The sequence below is a fragment of the Halovenus salina genome (assembly GCF_026410925.1).
GTDB classification, from domain to species: Archaea; Halobacteriota; Halobacteria; order Halobacteriales; family Haloarculaceae; genus Halovenus; species Halovenus salina.
The window spans coordinates 2,397,336-2,413,857 of the sequence record NZ_CP112972.1; the positions used below are offsets into that span (position 1 = coordinate 2,397,336).

The window sequence follows — 16,522 nt, forward strand, 5'->3', positions numbered from 1 at the left end:
CACCGCTGATCAATATAAGTAGAACGGAGTATTTCATATGAAGTTTAAGTACCTAGCCGTCCGAATGGTTTTGTATGGAAAGCCGATCGAATACTGACAGGGGAAACGGAGCGACGATCTCGCTTGATATCCCCGCACAGGACGCAGACATCTTCAAAAGTCAGGCCGTACATGACATTCTCTCCTTTTTAACTCGGTATCATACCGACGAATTCTCCATCACCGAACTGACTGACGCAGTAGATTACTCCCAGCCGACCATCACCAAGGCCGTCGATATCTTAGTCGCCAACGACATCGTTACCGACCGGCGCGACGGGAACGCACGGTTAGTCCAAATCAACTCCGGGCGGTTATCCCGGCCAGACGATCCAGTTCTGCACATCCCGCAGGCCGAATTCCACACGCCAGTCCGTACAGCTGTCGATAAGCTAGTCGAACAACTCGACAATGTAGTCGGAATCATCCTGTACGGGAGTGTCGCGCGCGGCGACGCTGACCGACGGAGTGACATCGACCTGTGGGTCCTCGTTGAAGACGACCGAATGGCGAATCAGCGAACCGCGAACCGCGTTCGACAAGACCTCGAAGACCAGGAATTTGACACCGGCCGGTACGCATACGAAATCGACATCGAATCGCTGCCAGCTGTCCCGAATTACACTGACGAGCTTCACGACGTACTCGGCGATGGCCTCGTCGTCTACGACTCAGAGAAATTCGAGACTGTTCGACAGATGGTTTTCCACGGTGACCTCGATGAGTAGAGACTCCGACCCACAAACGATCACGGAAGCGCTCTCCGCAGCCATCGACGCATTCAACGAAGAAGGATACGGCGTCCCGACGCGCGAAGACGCAATTAATTCCGACGCCGACTGGAAAACCCAGCTGACGAAAGCATGCCGACTGTTGGCGGCAGTCGATACACTCTCCGATCAAGGCTTCTACACCGCGACAATCGAGTTATGCTTCGGCGCGACCGAACGCTCAGTCGAAGCCTACGCCTTAGCCGAAGGCGGCGATGACCTCGAAGACTTTCACGACCACACCACCTGTTACGACCGCGCAACCGCCCTCGGCCTCCTCTCCGACACAACAACGCGTGAACTTCGGCAGTTGTACGACACCAACCGCACAGACAGTTACTACGGCGGCCGGCGTCCAACAGAACGCCAAGCAGCGACGATGCAGCAACTCGCCCAAAGCGTCCACGAGTACGTCACCAACCAGATCCGGGAAGGCGGGGTCTGCGTCTGCAACTCTCTGGATTGACGGACCTTGGTTCACATCCAGCCGACTACAGAAAGTAAACCGGGGAGGCCAGCAATGCCAAACGCGATTATCGCAAGTCCCACGAATCACATCTTGAGCGATCTTTCAAGTGTCACGCAGGTATTTATTGGCTGACAGACGTAATGCCGCGGTATCATGCAACACGCGTTTCGGGTCGGACAACACTACCGTGACACTGGGAGTTACCGCAATTCGGACGACCAGTTCCTGCGGTGGATCCGCGGCCCGCTTGACAGCGGTATCAAAAACACCGGTGGGATCCGCGATCTCGGTGCGGATCGGTCTGATACGCCTGCAGCGCTCGTACTCGTCTCGAACGACAGCGGCATCTCCCAGCACGACGACCCGTGGGAGGACACGCTCGCCGTCAACGCCGGCTACATCAGCTACTGGGGCGACGCAAAGGCCTCGAACCCCTACGATGACTCCGCGCAGAATCAGAAAATCAAAGCCGCCTTCGACAACGCCGCGGCCAGTCGGCGTGAAGACGTCCCGCCAGTCCTCGTCTTCCGCAAACCCGAATCGGGCGTTGTCGAGTTCTGTGGGCTCTGCGTTCCCGACCATTTCGAAGTTCACGCGTACCAGGCCGATGACGGGACGAAGGTCCCGAACTACCAGTTCCACTTCTCGATCCTCAACACCAACTCTATCCCCGTCACGTGGCTGCACGAGCGTGCCCTGCAGAATGACGACAGCGCAGCACCGGACGTCTGGCAGCACTGGGTTCAGACCGGAGAGGTTGCCCAGTGGCCGACTGGTGAACCTCTCGATTCGAGCGGCGGGATTCGCCGTTATGAAACGTCCGAAATCACCGTGAGTGAGGGCTTCCGTACAGACGCACTCGACCGTTACAACCACGAGTGTACCCTGACCGGCATTCAAGAAGATGAGGTGCTAGATCTCGCGCACATCCTTCCACGGAGTCAACGCCCTGAACTCGCAGAACATCCGGACAACGTCCTCGTGTTGAACTCGCTGCACCACCGCGCATTCGACGCCGCGCTGTTCACCATCGACAGTAACTATCAAATTCAAGCAAGCCCCTCATTCGACCCAGCCCATCCATTCCTCCGCGAAACCATTCTCAACCGTGACGGCGAACAAGTCGCATTTCCACCTGGCGCGCAAGTACAACCGTCGTTCCTGGAGGAACTCAACACTGGCCTCTCGTGGCTATAGCGCCGTACATCTCGATGCTGCAACGACCGCAGAAATCATGAGAATTCATCCGGGAGAACCGATTCGGGGCCAACGTTCAGACGAAGTTGGTACATACTGTCCCTGGTTCCTGTCGCTTCTCACGTCGGATCAACCAGCGGGATACCAAGTGTCTGGTTCCGGATTCGTGTACCTTCTCAACCCAAAGCACAATAAGCTGGTCTCACATTCGACTTGATAGTATGGGTGTCCTGAAATCGTACGAGAAATCAAGTTCAAAATCAGGGTACTATATCGTAGATCACGTTCCCGGCAAGGGATTTACAACCTTGCAGACGACTGCGGTTGCAGAACGGCTTATCGACTGGGTCAAATTCAACTCAGAGGATCGTCTGCCACAAGTGTTGGTTCAAGCAATGCTCGATGTCGATCTTCTCTGGACTGGTGCTTCTTCAGAACCACCAGAATCTGCGGACGAATATTCACTCGATCCTTTGGATACACACGCTGTCAGAACAGGGTTGTCCACGAAACAGTATCAGCGTCTCATAGGATTCTGCGAACGCTATGATGGCGGACGAAGAGAAGCTCTCCAAGAGCTTGAGCGTGAATTAAATGTTAATCGGCTTTCGCTGTCGGAAGATGATTATCCAGATCCTGAATCGCTCAGGGAGCAGCAAAACAAATCTGAAACATCGGCTGACTTGCCTACCCCGTTTCAGGGAATACACAAGCGAATCTTCGTTGCCGATCAACACTTACCAGATCTAGTCCAGAAATCGATTCGCCGATGGGAAGCTGATGTCGAGGACATCTTAGACCATCCCTTTGGACCGGTCTATGCCCAAGCGTTTACAGACTACCCAGGGAGTGTTGAGTCGGTCCACAACTCAGAGGACCAGATCAAAGTGAGATTCCAAGCTCCGCATCCTGCTTGCTTGTTCAAGGAGGTATATGCGCCAGGTCCGACAGCCGAAATAACCTTTCAGAAGACAGAATTGCCAGATTTGCACTATCGTGATGTAGATACTAACGCAGACAAACACCAACTATTCAAATCTGCTTGGCAGGCGTTCCGAATTCACCTGCAGGGGAGTTATCCGTGGGAAAACAAGGGTAAATCGGTAGCCGTGAATGCAGATTCAGATAACCCACAGGAGAGTGTAACGACTACTGTGAGACGTACTGACTGCTCCAGTACGACTTCTGAGATTCTGCATCAGGCGGCGATTCAAGACTACGAAATCACCGAGTGGGAAACTACCTTCGATCAGCCTGACCAGTACAAGTACGATACCGCTGGGCGTACAACCCCGAACGACCTAACCTCTACCCAGAAATTAGCAGTCCGGGAGCAACAGCTCGGTGCATATCGCTCCATCGTGTGTCTCGAAAAATTCCTCCCTGGATTCTCCAAAGTGCCGGATTCTGGTGTTCTCACCATCCCTGATCCGATTTAAGAGTACGCAAGTGCATCTTGGAATTGACGACCTTTGACGCCAAGAGGCTGTCCGAAACGTCGTAAACAGATGAGCGTCGAAGCCATACTGTACCTAGGGTTTATTCTCGTAGTGGTGACGACCACTACTCGTGCCCAAGCTGAAGCGTCGGAAAGACGGCGGCTACTTCATCCACGCGTCCGGTGACAACAACCCTGTCAACACGTTCCAAGTCACAGACAGAGGTGCCGAGATCGTCAAAAGCAGCGGTAGATCTCTTGACGAGTTCTTTCCCGATCAGCTCTTTTACCTTCTCCACGACCTCGATCACCTGTCTACCAAAGGAGCGGACCTCACCGACCCCACAATCGGAGACATAACCAACATCGACTGGGCGACTGACGAACTGTCAGTCGAAAGTCGCGTGCAAGTCGCACTCCAACTCATTGAGACACACGGCGTCAGCCAACTCTTCGACGGCGATGCAGCCAAATGGGTACTCGGGCTTACCGGGAACGCCCCTGTTCTCATCGAACCGCTCGTCGAAGCAATCGCAGCCGCTGCCGGGTACAGCTACGAGACGATCCACGAGTACAACGATATGTTCCACGAGGGTGAGCGTCTCCTGGATATCGCCCTGTGTGCCTACTTACAGTACCAGTGGCTCCGAGACACTGCAACATTCGACGGGGAATCACAGCACCGGAAACACCGAGTCGTACACGGCTCCACCGGCTCTCACATCTACATCGAAGTCCCGTCCGACGAGCAAACGACCTACACCATCCCGACTGACATGCCAGAGTCAATCGACGAAGCCCTCCGAGACGAACTCAGTGACGTGTGGGGGCTTGGTGTTGGCTCCGCCGGGTTCGCAGCTCTCTCTTCATTCGAATTAACAAACCGACACGACATCGAACACGGAGTCATCCTTCCAGCAGAACGCCTTGCAGACTTCCCGGTCGATCTGCCGCCACGCTCAGTACTCACCGAACAATACGAAGCACTCCGTCTCCTGCAAAATCATGTCGAACACGTCCTATCGTCGCCAAACTCCGACGTAGAGTACGGTGACGGCTCGATCTGCGACCAGTGGTACCAGCACATCCACGACCGCTTAACGAATGGCAGTAACGGCGAAGACGCACTGGGCGCTCAGCAAGGCGATCGTGTAGACCACACTGCGCAGACCTACAGGGACTGCTACGGTGACGGCGAGCAAGTCACAGACTTCAAATTCATCACCCAAACCCAGCCAGATGAATCAGAACAGCTCCGACTCTTCGGATTCGGCATCTTCGACCACGGCGAACAAGTCCACGTCCCAGTCGCACCAGACACAGAAGCCCCTCTACCGGTCTACCCACAATCAGAACACGAATTGACACAGGCCGTTGCATTGCTGGATGAATTCCCAGCGAAACCCAGCGCAGGCACACCGGTTTAAACGATTCTATTGAAACCTCAGTACCAGACAAAAGTGGTCTGCCGTAGATATAGCGTCTACCGGTTATCTGGATTCTCTGCTCTTCCTCATACCACTCATGATCTCTTAATTTGGTCGCGGCCTCATATGTTCGGACGGCCAGGAGTCAAATCAACGGCCAACAGCAGATCTACAAATTCAGGGCCTAACCCGGTCTCAAATTCCTCAAACACCGCCTCAATAGGCACATACACATCGCTTACTGGAGTGCCTTTGATTTCCTCCGGGAGCGGTTGTTCCTGAGACTCCGGCCCAAAGAACCAGATGTCTGCCGCGTACCTATCAGAATCGTACGCTAGGAGGCGTTGCAACTTATCTTTGATCTTATCAGTGTCCGTTTCAAAGGTAACTTGAGCGAGAACCTCACGGGAGGCGTTCTCAACCCCCCCAAAGATATCTGCGTCAGATAAGGCACCACCGGCAGATATCAGCTCGACATAATTGTCGTTCTTTCGCCGGAGGTATTCCCCACAGAGTGCCTCAAGTTGTCCTTCGGAAAGAGCCCAGACGCTTGATCTGTCTTTTTCAAGAATATCATATACATCATCCACTCTGTCAATATTCTCATCTGACACTACGCTATAATATGCGGAGTAGAGATGCTGATTTCCCTTGTTCCACCCCATAATCGTCCCGCGATTGTTCGCTGCCCAGAGCCCGGGAAAGTCCTGATTCCAGACCCACCCAACGTCCATCTCGTTCAGTTGGAATCCCTTCAAAATTTTGTACTGGTCAGACTGTTCTTCGGGGGCACCTCCGTGTTCCACGACAGACCGGACATAATCCGAGGCTTCATCAGTTAATTCGTCTAGCCGTGGCTCGATTTGGCTCTGCGTAGCACCGATCGGAAGGGGAAGTGTATCAACGATAGCGTCATCTGGGTCTACGTCAGTTCCAAACCGACAGACAAGAAGCAACATTTCAGGGTTTTGTGCTTCGTTTCCGGTTCCTGCTGGGCCAACTGTACCGACGTATCGTCCACCAGATAAGCCCGGGTGCCCAGTATATGAAGCTGCTATGATGCGGCCTTCACGATTGTACTCACACAAGCGGTTGATGGAGTTCTTGGGAGTGTTCTTTTCTTTGATTTCACCCCACTCTTCTGAATCAAAGCTAACCGGATACTCTCCAAAGTGTATGGCTGCCATCTGATTCCGGTAGAGAGCGGTAATGATTGGATTCCAAGCCGCGTCTGACCAAGCGTGATTAATATACGCAGTGTCCGGCACTGTCTCGCTCATGAGGGTAAGTGGAATAGAAATGGTAAGACTGTTTTCTATATTTTGTCTTTGTTGGATCTCTACAGACCAACTAAGCCACCGATCGCTGGGCGAACATACTCTCCTGCGAAGCGGGCACCGGCACGCTGTACCGGTGCTCTTTCCGGCAACTCTCAGGCTGATCTTGATTAGCTGCCTATCGAGAGTCCTGATCGCCGGGCTGCCCGACTGGCCCGAGCCGTGTTACCCGCCCGTTCTCGATTAATGCTTTGACCGCGTCTTTCGTTGGGAAATCCCAGACAGCGTCTTCATCGGGTTGGCCTGGTGCCAGTGACTTGAAACGCCGGCCGTCACGAGTCATAGCGATCACCCGGCGGTGACTGCCTGCCAGGTCAAACAACCCGAGATCCCACCCACAGGCCCGCCGCTCAATCCGCGCTTTCCCTTTCCGATACCCGAGAATCTCCTCAGGCTGAAACTCAGCGAATTCCTCGACAGGGAACGCGTAGTTCTTATACGTAACTGGGGTGCCCACATCTAACTCGCCCGCCCGCGGATCATACTCGCCGAACTCGAACGGGCCTTCAAGCTCCGGTTCAAGCGCCGCTCGCGCCGCTGCCTGCTGCTCACGATGCTCCGTGTGGAACACCCAGTGGACGACACACCCGAGGCGGAGCGCTTCCCGCGTCTTTTCGCGGTACGGCTGGTCACTCCCAGCAACGATCTCAATCCACCGATTCACCGGCCCGCCATACACCAGACAATCCGGCACCCGGTCAGCAAACTTCCTCTCAAATCGATACTCGCCGGAGAACCACGGCTCACGTTCATCTTTCCGCCGCCGATCTAACTCCACTTTCGCCCACAAGTGCTTGACCGATTCCGTTCCCGCCGTTCGAAACCGGTCAACATCTCCCCAAATCTCGAACCCACTCATTCGCCACTCACCTGTCGATTCTGCTGCTGTTGGCTCGTGTGTCGTGTCATGTGTCGTGGATCGTCGGTGTTAGTGATTTCAGTGAGTAATCCGATTTTGAGCAGTACCGCCGCGTCACCTGGCCTAATGCGCCGGTTCGCAGCACGTCAACAACGTTGTGCGTCACGAGGTCAGCGTACCACCCCTCCGCGAACGCCGTGACCGCCTCTCCACTATCATCGAACGGATCGCGGTCGTTGAGGTCCCCGTCAACGAGCGCCTCGTACGCCCCCGGTAACGTTGACCGGTCCTCACCATCCACGGTCACGTTAAACCGCCGCGTCACCACCGGGAGCAGATCCGCATACGGCATGTCGCGGAACGGCCACTCCACGCCCGTCGCCGCAAGCCGCGTCCGCAAAAACGGCAAGTCGAAACCGCCCTTCCACCGTTCACCATTGTAGGCCACCAGCAACACGTCATCACCGTACAATCGCTTCTCCGCGAACACGCCAACCGTTTCCAACAACGCCGCCTCCGACTCGTGTATCGAGAGCTTCACATGCGTTCCACACAGCTCCGAGACGGTCGCCTCCAGTTCACCGGCCGTGTCCGCGTCCGCCTGCAGGAACACCCGGCAGCCAAGCGGCACTTCGAACCCAACCACCGTCACTTCATCCGAAACGTCGAACCCGGTCGTCTCAATATCGAACGGCACCATCTCCAACGCCATCACCGATCACCTGCAGGTAGCTCTACCCGACCATCACCAGCTGGCCGGACGCGGAACTCACCGAACCCATACTTCGCATGCGTCCCGACCCGTAACACGCCGTTCCGTGCCGTCGCCACCGGGTCACTCCCCGCGTACCCAACCACCTGCCCGTGATCAACCGTCTCAACTGGATACGCCTCGCCACCGTCAACGAGCCGTGTGTCCCGTCGCCGCAACCCGTCATCACGCCGCCCATCCGTCGCAACCGTCCCCGGCACCGACCCTACCTCGACCATCGACGACTCCATCTTCGCATCCCACCACCACGGCACCGACTGGTCATCCGCACCCGGGCATTCACTCGCCAGGACGTACGGCGACACGAGTTCAAGCACGTACGCGTCCGACTCTCCATCCGTGAGTCGCCCGTACTCAAGCGCATCGAGATCCACGACCTGCGAGTCCACCAGCGACAGCTCACCAAACCCGTAGTTCCGCGCCCCGCCAACCCGGACTCCATCAAGCACGTCCTCAGAGAGCGGCAGGACATCGTCCGTGGCGCGATCCGCGTGCAGGTAGCAGTGCATGAACCACTGCACCGACCGCTTCGAATTCCGCGTCTCCGACGGTCGCCCGAAGAAACACTTCGACGCGAACGCTACCCGGTCGCCGTGACGCTCGGTGTCATGCGTGTTATGCGCATCTCGCGGCCGAGACTCCAATAACCACCGTTGAGCCGCGTCACGAAACACGAACAAATCATCGTACGCCTCGACCGGCGGCAGCGACTGCCCGAGTTTTCCGGCGTACCCGTTCTGCGAATGCGCAGCCGGGTACTCGCCGTACTCTCCGGGGACGAACACGCCGTGACTGACGTGTAACGCCCGTCGCGTCCGCTCGTCAACACGCCGCGCAATCGCGTTGAACAGCGCATTTCCGGTGACGAAGTACGGGTGCCCCAGGTACGAGCCGTCCAGCTCGAACAACACCTGCTGGACGACAGTCATCCACACACCCCTCCGTTTCCACTCCAGATACTTCGCAAACGTGCGCCACCACGCACACGATGACAACCACCGCACTCACGACACCACTGCACCCCCACACACCCCGTTTCAAGTGTTCCCCGACCAGGGACACACCCCGTTTCAAGTGTTCTCCACACTCGCCACTCAGCATTGGACCGAGCGCGAACCCGTCGCAGCGGCCACGCAGACCCACTCGGCCCGACGCAGTGAGCGGTCGGGCAACGACGTCGGGACACCACCACGTATCCCGACGGTCGCCCTCGCTCACCGCACCCACGGTCACTCTCACTGCTACTCGCAGCGGCACGCCCACCACAGCCTGCCACACGAGCAGCCACAGCCCGGCGCGAACGGTGCTCCACCACGAGCACCGCCGCTCCGTCACGACAACCACAACCTCGACCACCGCACCCCCAGCCAACCGGCATCACCTCCCACCCCCACGACGACCACCGCGACCCGTACCGCTGCCCGGGTCGAAGCGCCGGCAAAACTCCTCGACGAATTGCAGCGCCGCCGACCACGACCGGATGCGACGCAACTGCGCATCCAACACCCGCCACACCCGGTCGCCATCCACATCGAACGGGTGTTCTGGTAGGCGCGCCCACACGTCCGCGAAGCACCGCGCCGGCGCGTCAGCAAGCCGTGCAGCCGGGCGATCGCCCGGCTCACCAGTCACGCACAGCTGCATGTCGGGTGTCGAGAGCACCGTCCGGTGCGGCGTCACCGACCCGTCCGGATCCTCGACCGCCAGGAACAGATCCGCGAACTCGAACCCTGCGCGGTAATTATCGAGCAGCGCCGCCGCCAACAGCGTGTGATACTGCAGCGACGTGTACGGGTAGAACACCGACTCGCTGAACAGCCCCGCCACGTCCGACGATAGCCACGCCGCATGCATCGCCACCGGGTCCTCGACCCGGACTAACTCCCGCACAGCCGCGCCACGACCATCCGCGTCAACCGGGCCCGACAGTACCACGTCACCAGTCAGCAGCGACACCCGCGACGGTGACTCGTGCGCAGCCAGCGTCTGCTCCGGCTCCCCGGACGGGCGGCTCAACAACGCCGCGTCCCGATCCGCACCCAACGGCACCGTCTCATTCACCCGTACACCAGCAACCCAGTCACGAGCCGCCGCATGCGACCGCCCACGCAGCTTGTGGGCGTCATGCCGATACACCGCCAGCATCAGAACCACATCCGTCACAGCCTCACCGTCACCCGACTCTCGGCCCGCGCCCGCAGTCGCCGACGAATCAGTCATCACCACCACACTCCTCATCACCGTCATCATCCGCACCAACAGCCACATCGGGTTGGCTCTGGGCAGTCCGCACCCCCGACACCACCGGGGCTAGTTCATCCAACTCATCCCGATCCGACTCCGCGTGGTCATCCTCCCTCTCCACTACTCGATCCGTCCCACCCTCCTGCTCTTGCGCCGTCCGCAACGACGACGGCGATGTCACCGGAGCCAGCTCATCAAGATCCTCATCTGCGTCCACATCGTCATCGACACCGCCACCATCAGCCTCGTCCGACCCCGTCACACCGACTCACCCCCAGGCACCGACACGTCACCATCACGCGCCGCCGTCCGCGCCTGCAACGCCCGCACAAACTCTGCACGACACTGCTCCCGCCACACCTCATCCTTCGTGCCCATCCCGCTCGTCGCATCCTGCGCGCGATTATACACGCGCCGCAGCTCAGCATCCGAGTACAACGGATTCACCACTTCAGCATCGACAATCCCGGCACCGAAATTCCGCGCACCGCCAAGCTGCATCGCATACTCATCGCTATGCGCATCCAAGTAATCGATCGCCTCAACGAGCAGCCCCACGTATTCGGGCTTCAACTCCCGGAGCGTGAGCCGCCACGTCCCCACGAGATTCCCGACGACATCCCGCGTCGCCTGCCGAAGTGGTTGCCCCTCATCCGCAGCATTCCGCGACCGCACCTGCGTGTTGAGTTGCCGGTAGTGGGCTTCGGCCTCGCCCTTCGTCACATCCACCTGTCTGCGGATGGGTGAAAACCGGATCGGCCGGCGAATCACGCGGCCCGCCCGATTACCGAACCCGCCGAACAAGTCGTGAACAACACAGCCTGCGTCGCCATCGCCATCAACACAGCTCCCCTTCTCGTGATACCCGCTGTCGAGATCACGGTCGTAGACGTCTTCGAGCATGTAGTCCGCGTTCGATTCGCCGGGATGGCAGGCCGTCGCGCCCGCCGTCTGCACCACCCGCTCACAGCCGTGCCGGAGCCAGCCCGACAACGTGAACGGTGAAATCTGCCCTGCAATCTGATTCTGCGGATCATCCGCCTCGTACCGATCCGCCGACGCATGATGCCGATCCGTGACGATACCATCGCCGGGTGCCAGCAAGTCGATGTCCAGCCCGACGTAGATGTCAGGGAACGCCATCTCATCAACAGGACGTGGGAGATCGAAATCAACGTCGAGGTGCGACGCATCGAAGGCCTGCGCGTCTTGCTCCCCATGCATCGTCACCGAGCACCTCCCTGACAGCCACCATCAACAGCATGTGGGGAAGTCCGTTCAGTCACGTCATCACTCGTCGAGCCAGCGTCCGACTCGGACGCACCATCGCGGGGCGAACCGTCAGCCCGCACCACCGGCCGCTGCCAGGGTTTGCGTACCGATGTACGATCCGCAGCGGCGAATACGTCGCTACGCGCAATCGGACGGCGGAACCACGCCACGCCCGGCAGAGGCTGTACCGAGGTCGTGTCCGCCAGACTCACCGCACGCGGCTGCGGGGCCAGCAAGACAGGCCACCACGACTGCGTCGCAGGATCAGTACACGTCCCAATCCGGCCATCCAACACGAACTCGCGCACACCGAGCGTGAAAAACTCCGTCGGCTCGTGTCGGCACTCAGTACATTTCACGTGCCCGAGCTCGAAAGCCGGTTGCTCAACCGGCCGGAAGGCAAACACAACAACCGGTGCGCCTTCCCGCAGTTCCTCACCGCAGGATTCACAAACCGCGGCCCCTTCCCCGAGCGCAAAGCATTCTAATTGTGATATGTCTTCAATGAACTGGTCACCGACACTCTCTTGCTTCGACGGATTTGATTTTTCCATGGGTTATCACGTGCAGTGTGAAACCCAGTCCGAGTGTCCCTAGCACTCGGGCGTTTTCGACAGGTCCACGCCCCTTGGGACTGGGCTTTCACACCATTTCCTATACTGTGTAATGGTATAAACGTTGTCCATCTCCGATAAAGGAGATGGTAGGCAACCCATCACCTACATAGGTGATGTCTTCGAATTGAGTCCTGTGCCGGGGAAAGATAGAGAGGAAGACTCTGGGAAATATACGACGAGCTACCCAGACTCTGATTTTATCGATGCCATCCAGACACTTGATGGGATGGCAGGGACCTCGGAGATAGCAGAAAATGTCGGCTGCACCCGACGGACAGCATATACGCGCCTCCAGTCACTCGAATCCGAAGGGAAGGTTAGCAGCCGAAAGGTGGGGAATTCATTGGTTTGGATTACGACCGAGTAAATGTCAGAAGTACAAGTGAGCCGCCGTATTCTATACTACTATAATCGGCAGTCTATCCCGCTTCACCCCCAGTCCAGCGAAGATATAGCCTTCCAACATCAGTTAGCACAATTTCTTTTCGACGCCCGGTTGGGTGCGTCTCAACTAGACCTTTGCCCTCCAGTTTACCGACGTGATAGCTAATGTTTTGAGCAGATTCACCCAATACCTCTCCGATTTCGCGTCCGATTACGCCCTCTCTTCCGTTCACATCCCACTCACCGAGTTGCTCAAGCACCTCGCGCTGGGGATCGCTTAGATCAAAGGTCAACGGCTGACGGGGAGCCGGAAGGGATACAACTAGTTCATCGATCGACTCATCCTCCTGAGGTTCTAATACGTAGTAGGGTCTTGCACCGATGAAGAATGCCGAAGATGTTGCAGCTCCTGCCATCAGGTTGGTACCTCCAGTTATGTTGATATAGAGCTCTTCGCTCTGATGTTCCTTGGCGATAGAGACAATTGTGTCCACCACACTTCGAAGCTCAAACGCCGAGATCTCGTGCACATTGACTTCGTAACCGAACACGTCTAACTCTTCGGCGAGTTCATATGAAGTCTCCAAGAACCGCGGACTAGCAAGCAAATGGACATATTCGACCGAGCTGTGTCCGCGCAGACCTCGTTTAATGTGCTCAGTCACTCTGCCATGAGGAATAATATGGACGCTCATTCAACCAGTGTAACAGTATCTCTTACGGTAAGAGTCCCGGAGCTTCGTTCAATTTCTTCCTCATTTTCGGCTACACGGTACTGGACAACGTCTCCTACAGAGGGAAAGAAATCGGAGTCTCCAACCTCAAACTCACAGCCTCCACCGTCTTCGCCAGTCTGGTAGTCCGTGATGTACCCCTTGTCGGCTTTGTCCGCTCGATGTGAGAGATCACGTATGAACCCATACCGGTATGTCTTCAAGCCGCCATCTGGGCTGATCTCACCTTCGAGAACGTATTCACGGTCTTGCCGGTCATCTTCGTCCATATCAAGAACCTTGCGCCAGAGTCGAAGGACATCTTCCAAGACATACCAAAGGGGAACTACAGAGCTTACATATGTGGGATCCGGCCCTTCGCTTGGGACTTGAATAGTCTCGGGATGTGAAACTCTCATATCACGGTGTTCTTTGAAATGGGAAACCGCCCATTCATAGGTGATATCCGGCTGAGTCTCAAGAATTACTCCTGAGTAGAGCTTGAACCAGTAGACACAGTTGTCGATACTATCCGAGATTTTCTCTTTACCGTATCGGTCTGTGTAGTGCATCAGATGCTCGTAGCCCCGCTCGTTGCCAATACTTCGAAATAGTGATTTCAGGGCGTCATATAAGGCAGATGCTTGGAAGCGATTATTGAACGCTTGGATGGAGTTCGTTCGGACATGTTTGTAGAGGCCATAGACCTGTTCGAGTGGGTCCTCCTCAGGCGACATTGAGGGGTCTTGGTGTGACTCGATGATGCCATCCATAATTTCGTCACAGGCTTCGATTTGATCTTGTAGGACGGTCCCGTCCACTTGTTCGCTGGACTGTCCAGCATCACTCATCGTCGTCACCTCCGGTGAGGAATTCACTAGGATCCTCTACGAGAGACTTACGTTCCTCCTGTAATTGAGTCTGCTTGGCTTCGAGTTCTCTGACTTTCTCTTGGTGTTCTCTGATTGCCTCCGCTCTTTCGCGTCTTTCCTCCTCTGAGAATAGGGGCACCTTCAGCTCACGGAGATCACCGATATTCACTCTGGGAATTCTGGATCCAGACTTGAGGGCATCGACCTGCTCTTTCCCAAGCTCAGAGGACAAGAACGTCTCATAAACTAAGGCTTCTTCAGGTGATTCGAATCGAAGAACAGCCAGATCCTGAGCCGGAGCCAGAGGCTCTGATGGGATATGAGTGTAGGTGTGTTCACCTAGGGTGGCAAGGAGAACACACGAATCGTCAGCAATAATTCGAGCCTCATCTCTGGAGATATACCGATCTCCATGACGACTCTTTCGTTTCCCGATGTCACTAATCGAGAGGTAAGTGAGGGTGTTTTTGTCCTCTTCTTCAACAAGATTGTTCGGTGGATTCCCTGTGGAAACCTCGGCCACGTCGTGCAGATCTACTATCTGAGAGAACTGCTCTTCCAGAGCAGTTTGAATCGAGCGTTGATTAGTGACTAAGCGTATATTCCAAGAGTCCTCCAGGTTGGCCTGCAGAATTGAGTCTGCACTTTGCGCCTCTACCTCCGATACCGCTTTTGAGAGAGCATTCTGCGGGTCCTCTGGCGATTCAAGAACAGCATACTGGACTTTGTGATCCGATGCGGGGGATTGCTTAGTAATCGTAACGAACGCTGTGTCGATGGAGGTATACCGATAGATCGGTCCATTGACGATCTGGATCACCGAGTCGAGTTGGAACTCCTCTAGAATCTTCTTACGGAACCACCCTTTTCGAGCATTATGAAGAAAACCGGACGGAACCGAGATCGTAAGCCGCCCTCCCTTCTTTAGAAGAGATAGTCCCTGAGCGATGAAGGCTTCCTCTGATTGGAGGTTTTTACGCTCGTCCGTATATGGAACTTCCTCGGTATCGAGCCTCATCCCGAATGGAGGATCAACGATAACTTGGTCAAACTCCCCATAGGACATGAGGTCTTCCTTCATTTCGAAGAAGTCACCCACTGTGAACTCGACATCCCGCTTGAAGAGATCGACATAGAACGTCGCAATGCGCAATACGGCAGGATTGATTTCTACGCCAACCCCATTAGCGCCCTCTCCGGCAGCCTGTGAAAGTATCGTCCCGCGACCCGCTGCTGGATCAAGGACAAGGTCGCCCGACTTCGGACCAGCTAGCCGAACCATCTGCTTGGCGACTTCCAGAGGGGTAGCGTATTCTCCACCACGACGATCATCATCGGAGATTTCAAAGAGCGACTCCAGGATTTTGTCCTCTGTTTCGTCCAAGGAGAACCCGTGGAAGATCCCTGCGGCAGCAATCAGAAACTGATGGTCAAGTTCCTCACCGCGCTGGTACCACTGATAGCGATCATCGATTTGAGTATAGAGAGAGGAAATCGTAGACTGTTCGATCTCCTGTGGACCAATCCCGTTTGTGTTTCGCAGTTCGAGCAACAGATGGAGCGACTCCAGCAATTCATCGGCGGCCTGACCGTTCCGGACATGACTTGGCCGAACTTCAGCCTGCGCGTCCAAACAGCGGTCAATCAAAAAGTCAAGTTCTGCTCGGGACTGTACCTGTCGTCTCTCACTGGGGTCTTCTTCATCAATTTCCGGGAAGTGGGCGTAGGAGTGGTATTCAGGACCGGTTCCCGAGAAGATGAATTGAACTCTCGGAGAGAGAAGAGCACCATAGGGTGCCCCAGTTCCTGCGACAGCTTCCGATATTTCGCTCAAGTCCTGCTCAGCTCGATGACTCGTACGCAGGCTACTCCATTCAACGAGCAAGAACGGTTTCGTGTGTTCGGAATCCCTGAATACAGCAATATCAGGATATACGGCCTGCTCTGACTTCAGATTAGGCTCGACAACGACGTGCTCTTCGCTATACTTGTCTTCCAGAAGACTAACTGCCTCTTCGAGGGACCCGGCTTCGTTCATATTAATACGGGCGTTGATGAGGTACTTAGGTATTGTCTCGGACTGTCAAAATCGAGTTTTGACTATTACCTGGG

Annotated in this window: 16 protein-coding genes; 5 read left to right on the top strand and 11 right to left on the bottom strand. The window is 56.1% G+C overall.

The features are described 5' to 3' along the window. Positions 1–74 precede the first annotated feature (74 nt). From OSC37_RS12025 to OSC37_RS12045, 5 genes are all read left to right on the top strand, one after another. On the top strand, positions 75–767 hold the full coding sequence (locus OSC37_RS12025; protein ID WP_267161688.1) for a nucleotidyltransferase domain-containing protein: 693 nt from the start codon (positions 75–77) through the stop codon (positions 765–767). Then, positions 760–1,275, top strand: a complete 516-nt coding sequence (locus OSC37_RS12030) for a DUF8154 family protein (RefSeq protein WP_267161689.1) — start codon at positions 760–762, stop codon at positions 1,273–1,275. The genes OSC37_RS12025 and OSC37_RS12030 overlap by 8 nt, the downstream gene beginning before the upstream one ends. Before the next feature lie 156 nt (positions 1,276–1,431). Then, positions 1,432–2,475: an HNH endonuclease gene (locus OSC37_RS12035; RefSeq protein ID WP_267161690.1), complete on the top strand. Its 1,044-nt coding sequence runs from the start codon at positions 1,432–1,434 to the stop codon at positions 2,473–2,475. A gap of 221 nt (positions 2,476–2,696) precedes the next feature. Next, positions 2,697–3,914, top strand: a complete 1,218-nt coding sequence (locus OSC37_RS12040) for a hypothetical protein (protein ID WP_267161691.1) — start codon at positions 2,697–2,699, stop codon at positions 3,912–3,914. Positions 3,915–4,044: 130 nt separating this feature from the next. Then, positions 4,045–5,340 carry a hypothetical protein gene (locus tag OSC37_RS12045; RefSeq protein ID WP_267161692.1) on the top strand — a complete coding sequence of 432 codons (1,296 nt, stop codon included), beginning with the start codon at positions 4,045–4,047 and terminating at the stop codon, positions 5,338–5,340. 122 nt (positions 5,341–5,462) lie between these two features. Here OSC37_RS12045 and OSC37_RS12050 read toward each other — a convergent pair whose 3' ends face one another. The 11 genes from OSC37_RS12050 to OSC37_RS12095 all read right to left on the bottom strand — a co-directional run bounded on the left by OSC37_RS12050 (position 5,463) and on the right by OSC37_RS12095 (position 16,448). Continuing rightward, the gene (locus OSC37_RS12050; RefSeq protein WP_267161693.1) at positions 5,463–6,620 is read right to left on the bottom strand and encodes a hypothetical protein; all 1,158 of its coding nucleotides are present in this window, start codon (positions 6,618–6,620) and stop codon (positions 5,463–5,465) included. Between the two features lie 175 nt (positions 6,621–6,795). After that, entirely contained in the window at positions 6,796–7,536 is a 741-nt protein-coding gene (locus tag OSC37_RS12055; protein ID WP_267161694.1) for a hypothetical protein, read from the bottom strand. 46 nt (positions 7,537–7,582) lie between these two features. Further along, a complete protein-coding gene (locus tag OSC37_RS12060; protein ID WP_267161695.1) occupies positions 7,583–8,248 on the bottom strand; it encodes a 3'-5' exonuclease family protein in 666 nt (221 codons plus the stop codon). Beyond that, complete coding sequence (locus OSC37_RS12065) at positions 8,248–9,237, bottom strand: hypothetical protein (protein ID WP_267161696.1); 990 nt, start codon at positions 9,235–9,237, stop codon at positions 8,248–8,250. The genes OSC37_RS12060 and OSC37_RS12065 overlap by 1 nt, the downstream gene beginning before the upstream one ends. Positions 9,238–9,685: 448 nt before the next feature. Then, positions 9,686–10,528 carry a DUF8168 family protein gene (locus tag OSC37_RS12070; protein ID WP_267161697.1) on the bottom strand — a complete coding sequence of 281 codons (843 nt, stop codon included), beginning with the start codon at positions 10,526–10,528 and terminating at the stop codon, positions 9,686–9,688. After that, positions 10,521–10,814, bottom strand: a complete 294-nt coding sequence (locus OSC37_RS12075; protein WP_267161698.1) for a hypothetical protein — start codon at positions 10,812–10,814, stop codon at positions 10,521–10,523. Before OSC37_RS12075 ends, OSC37_RS12070 begins: the two co-directional genes overlap by 8 nt. Further along, positions 10,811–11,776, bottom strand: a complete 966-nt coding sequence (locus OSC37_RS12080; RefSeq protein WP_267161699.1) for a hypothetical protein — start codon at positions 11,774–11,776, stop codon at positions 10,811–10,813. Before OSC37_RS12080 ends, OSC37_RS12075 begins: the two co-directional genes overlap by 4 nt. Before the next feature lie 2 nt (positions 11,777–11,778). Continuing rightward, positions 11,779–12,378: a DUF8112 family protein gene (locus OSC37_RS19210; protein WP_465261261.1), complete on the bottom strand. Its 600-nt coding sequence runs from the start codon at positions 12,376–12,378 to the stop codon at positions 11,779–11,781. Positions 12,379–12,860: 482 nt separating this feature from the next. Next, a complete protein-coding gene (locus OSC37_RS12085) occupies positions 12,861–13,520 on the bottom strand; it encodes an HFX_2341 family transcriptional regulator domain-containing protein (RefSeq protein ID WP_267161700.1) in 660 nt (219 codons plus the stop codon). Next, a complete protein-coding gene (locus tag OSC37_RS12090; RefSeq protein WP_267161701.1) occupies positions 13,517–14,389 on the bottom strand; it encodes a hypothetical protein in 873 nt (290 codons plus the stop codon). Before OSC37_RS12090 ends, OSC37_RS12085 begins: the two co-directional genes overlap by 4 nt. Further along, positions 14,382–16,448, bottom strand: a complete 2,067-nt coding sequence (locus OSC37_RS12095) for an N-6 DNA methylase (RefSeq protein WP_267161702.1) — start codon at positions 16,446–16,448, stop codon at positions 14,382–14,384. Before OSC37_RS12095 ends, OSC37_RS12090 begins: the two co-directional genes overlap by 8 nt. Between the last annotated feature and the right edge of the window lie 74 nt (positions 16,449–16,522).

Excerpts from the sequence above, each read along its gene's own strand:
- OSC37_RS12025 (WP_267161688.1), top strand. The coding sequence starts at position 75 with ATGGAAAGCCGATCGAATACTGACAGGGGAAACGGAGCGACGATCTCG.
- OSC37_RS12030 (WP_267161689.1), top strand. The coding sequence starts at position 760 with ATGAGTAGAGACTCCGACCCACAAACGATCACGGAAGCGCTCTCCGCA.
- OSC37_RS12035 (WP_267161690.1), top strand. The coding sequence starts at position 1,432 with ATGCAACACGCGTTTCGGGTCGGACAACACTACCGTGACACTGGGAGT.
- OSC37_RS12040 (WP_267161691.1), top strand. The coding sequence starts at position 2,697 with ATGGGTGTCCTGAAATCGTACGAGAAATCAAGTTCAAAATCAGGGTAC.
- OSC37_RS12050 (WP_267161693.1), bottom strand. The coding sequence starts at position 6,620 with ATGAGCGAGACAGTGCCGGACACTGCGTATATTAATCACGCTTGGTCA.
- OSC37_RS12055 (WP_267161694.1), bottom strand. The coding sequence starts at position 7,536 with ATGAGTGGGTTCGAGATTTGGGGAGATGTTGACCGGTTTCGAACGGCG.
- OSC37_RS12060 (WP_267161695.1), bottom strand. The coding sequence starts at position 8,248 with ATGGCGTTGGAGATGGTGCCGTTCGATATTGAGACGACCGGGTTCGAC.
- OSC37_RS12065 (WP_267161696.1), bottom strand. The coding sequence starts at position 9,237 with ATGACTGTCGTCCAGCAGGTGTTGTTCGAGCTGGACGGCTCGTACCTG.
- OSC37_RS12070 (WP_267161697.1), bottom strand. The coding sequence starts at position 10,528 with ATGACTGATTCGTCGGCGACTGCGGGCGCGGGCCGAGAGTCGGGTGAC.
- OSC37_RS12080 (WP_267161699.1), bottom strand. The coding sequence starts at position 11,776 with ATGCATGGGGAGCAAGACGCGCAGGCCTTCGATGCGTCGCACCTCGAC.
- OSC37_RS19210 (WP_465261261.1), bottom strand. The coding sequence starts at position 12,378 with ATGGAAAAATCAAATCCGTCGAAGCAAGAGAGTGTCGGTGACCAGTTC.
- OSC37_RS12085 (WP_267161700.1), bottom strand. The coding sequence starts at position 13,520 with ATGAGCGTCCATATTATTCCTCATGGCAGAGTGACTGAGCACATTAAA.
- OSC37_RS12090 (WP_267161701.1), bottom strand. The coding sequence starts at position 14,389 with ATGAGTGATGCTGGACAGTCCAGCGAACAAGTGGACGGGACCGTCCTA.
- OSC37_RS12095 (WP_267161702.1), bottom strand. The coding sequence starts at position 16,448 with ATGAACGAAGCCGGGTCCCTCGAAGAGGCAGTTAGTCTTCTGGAAGAC.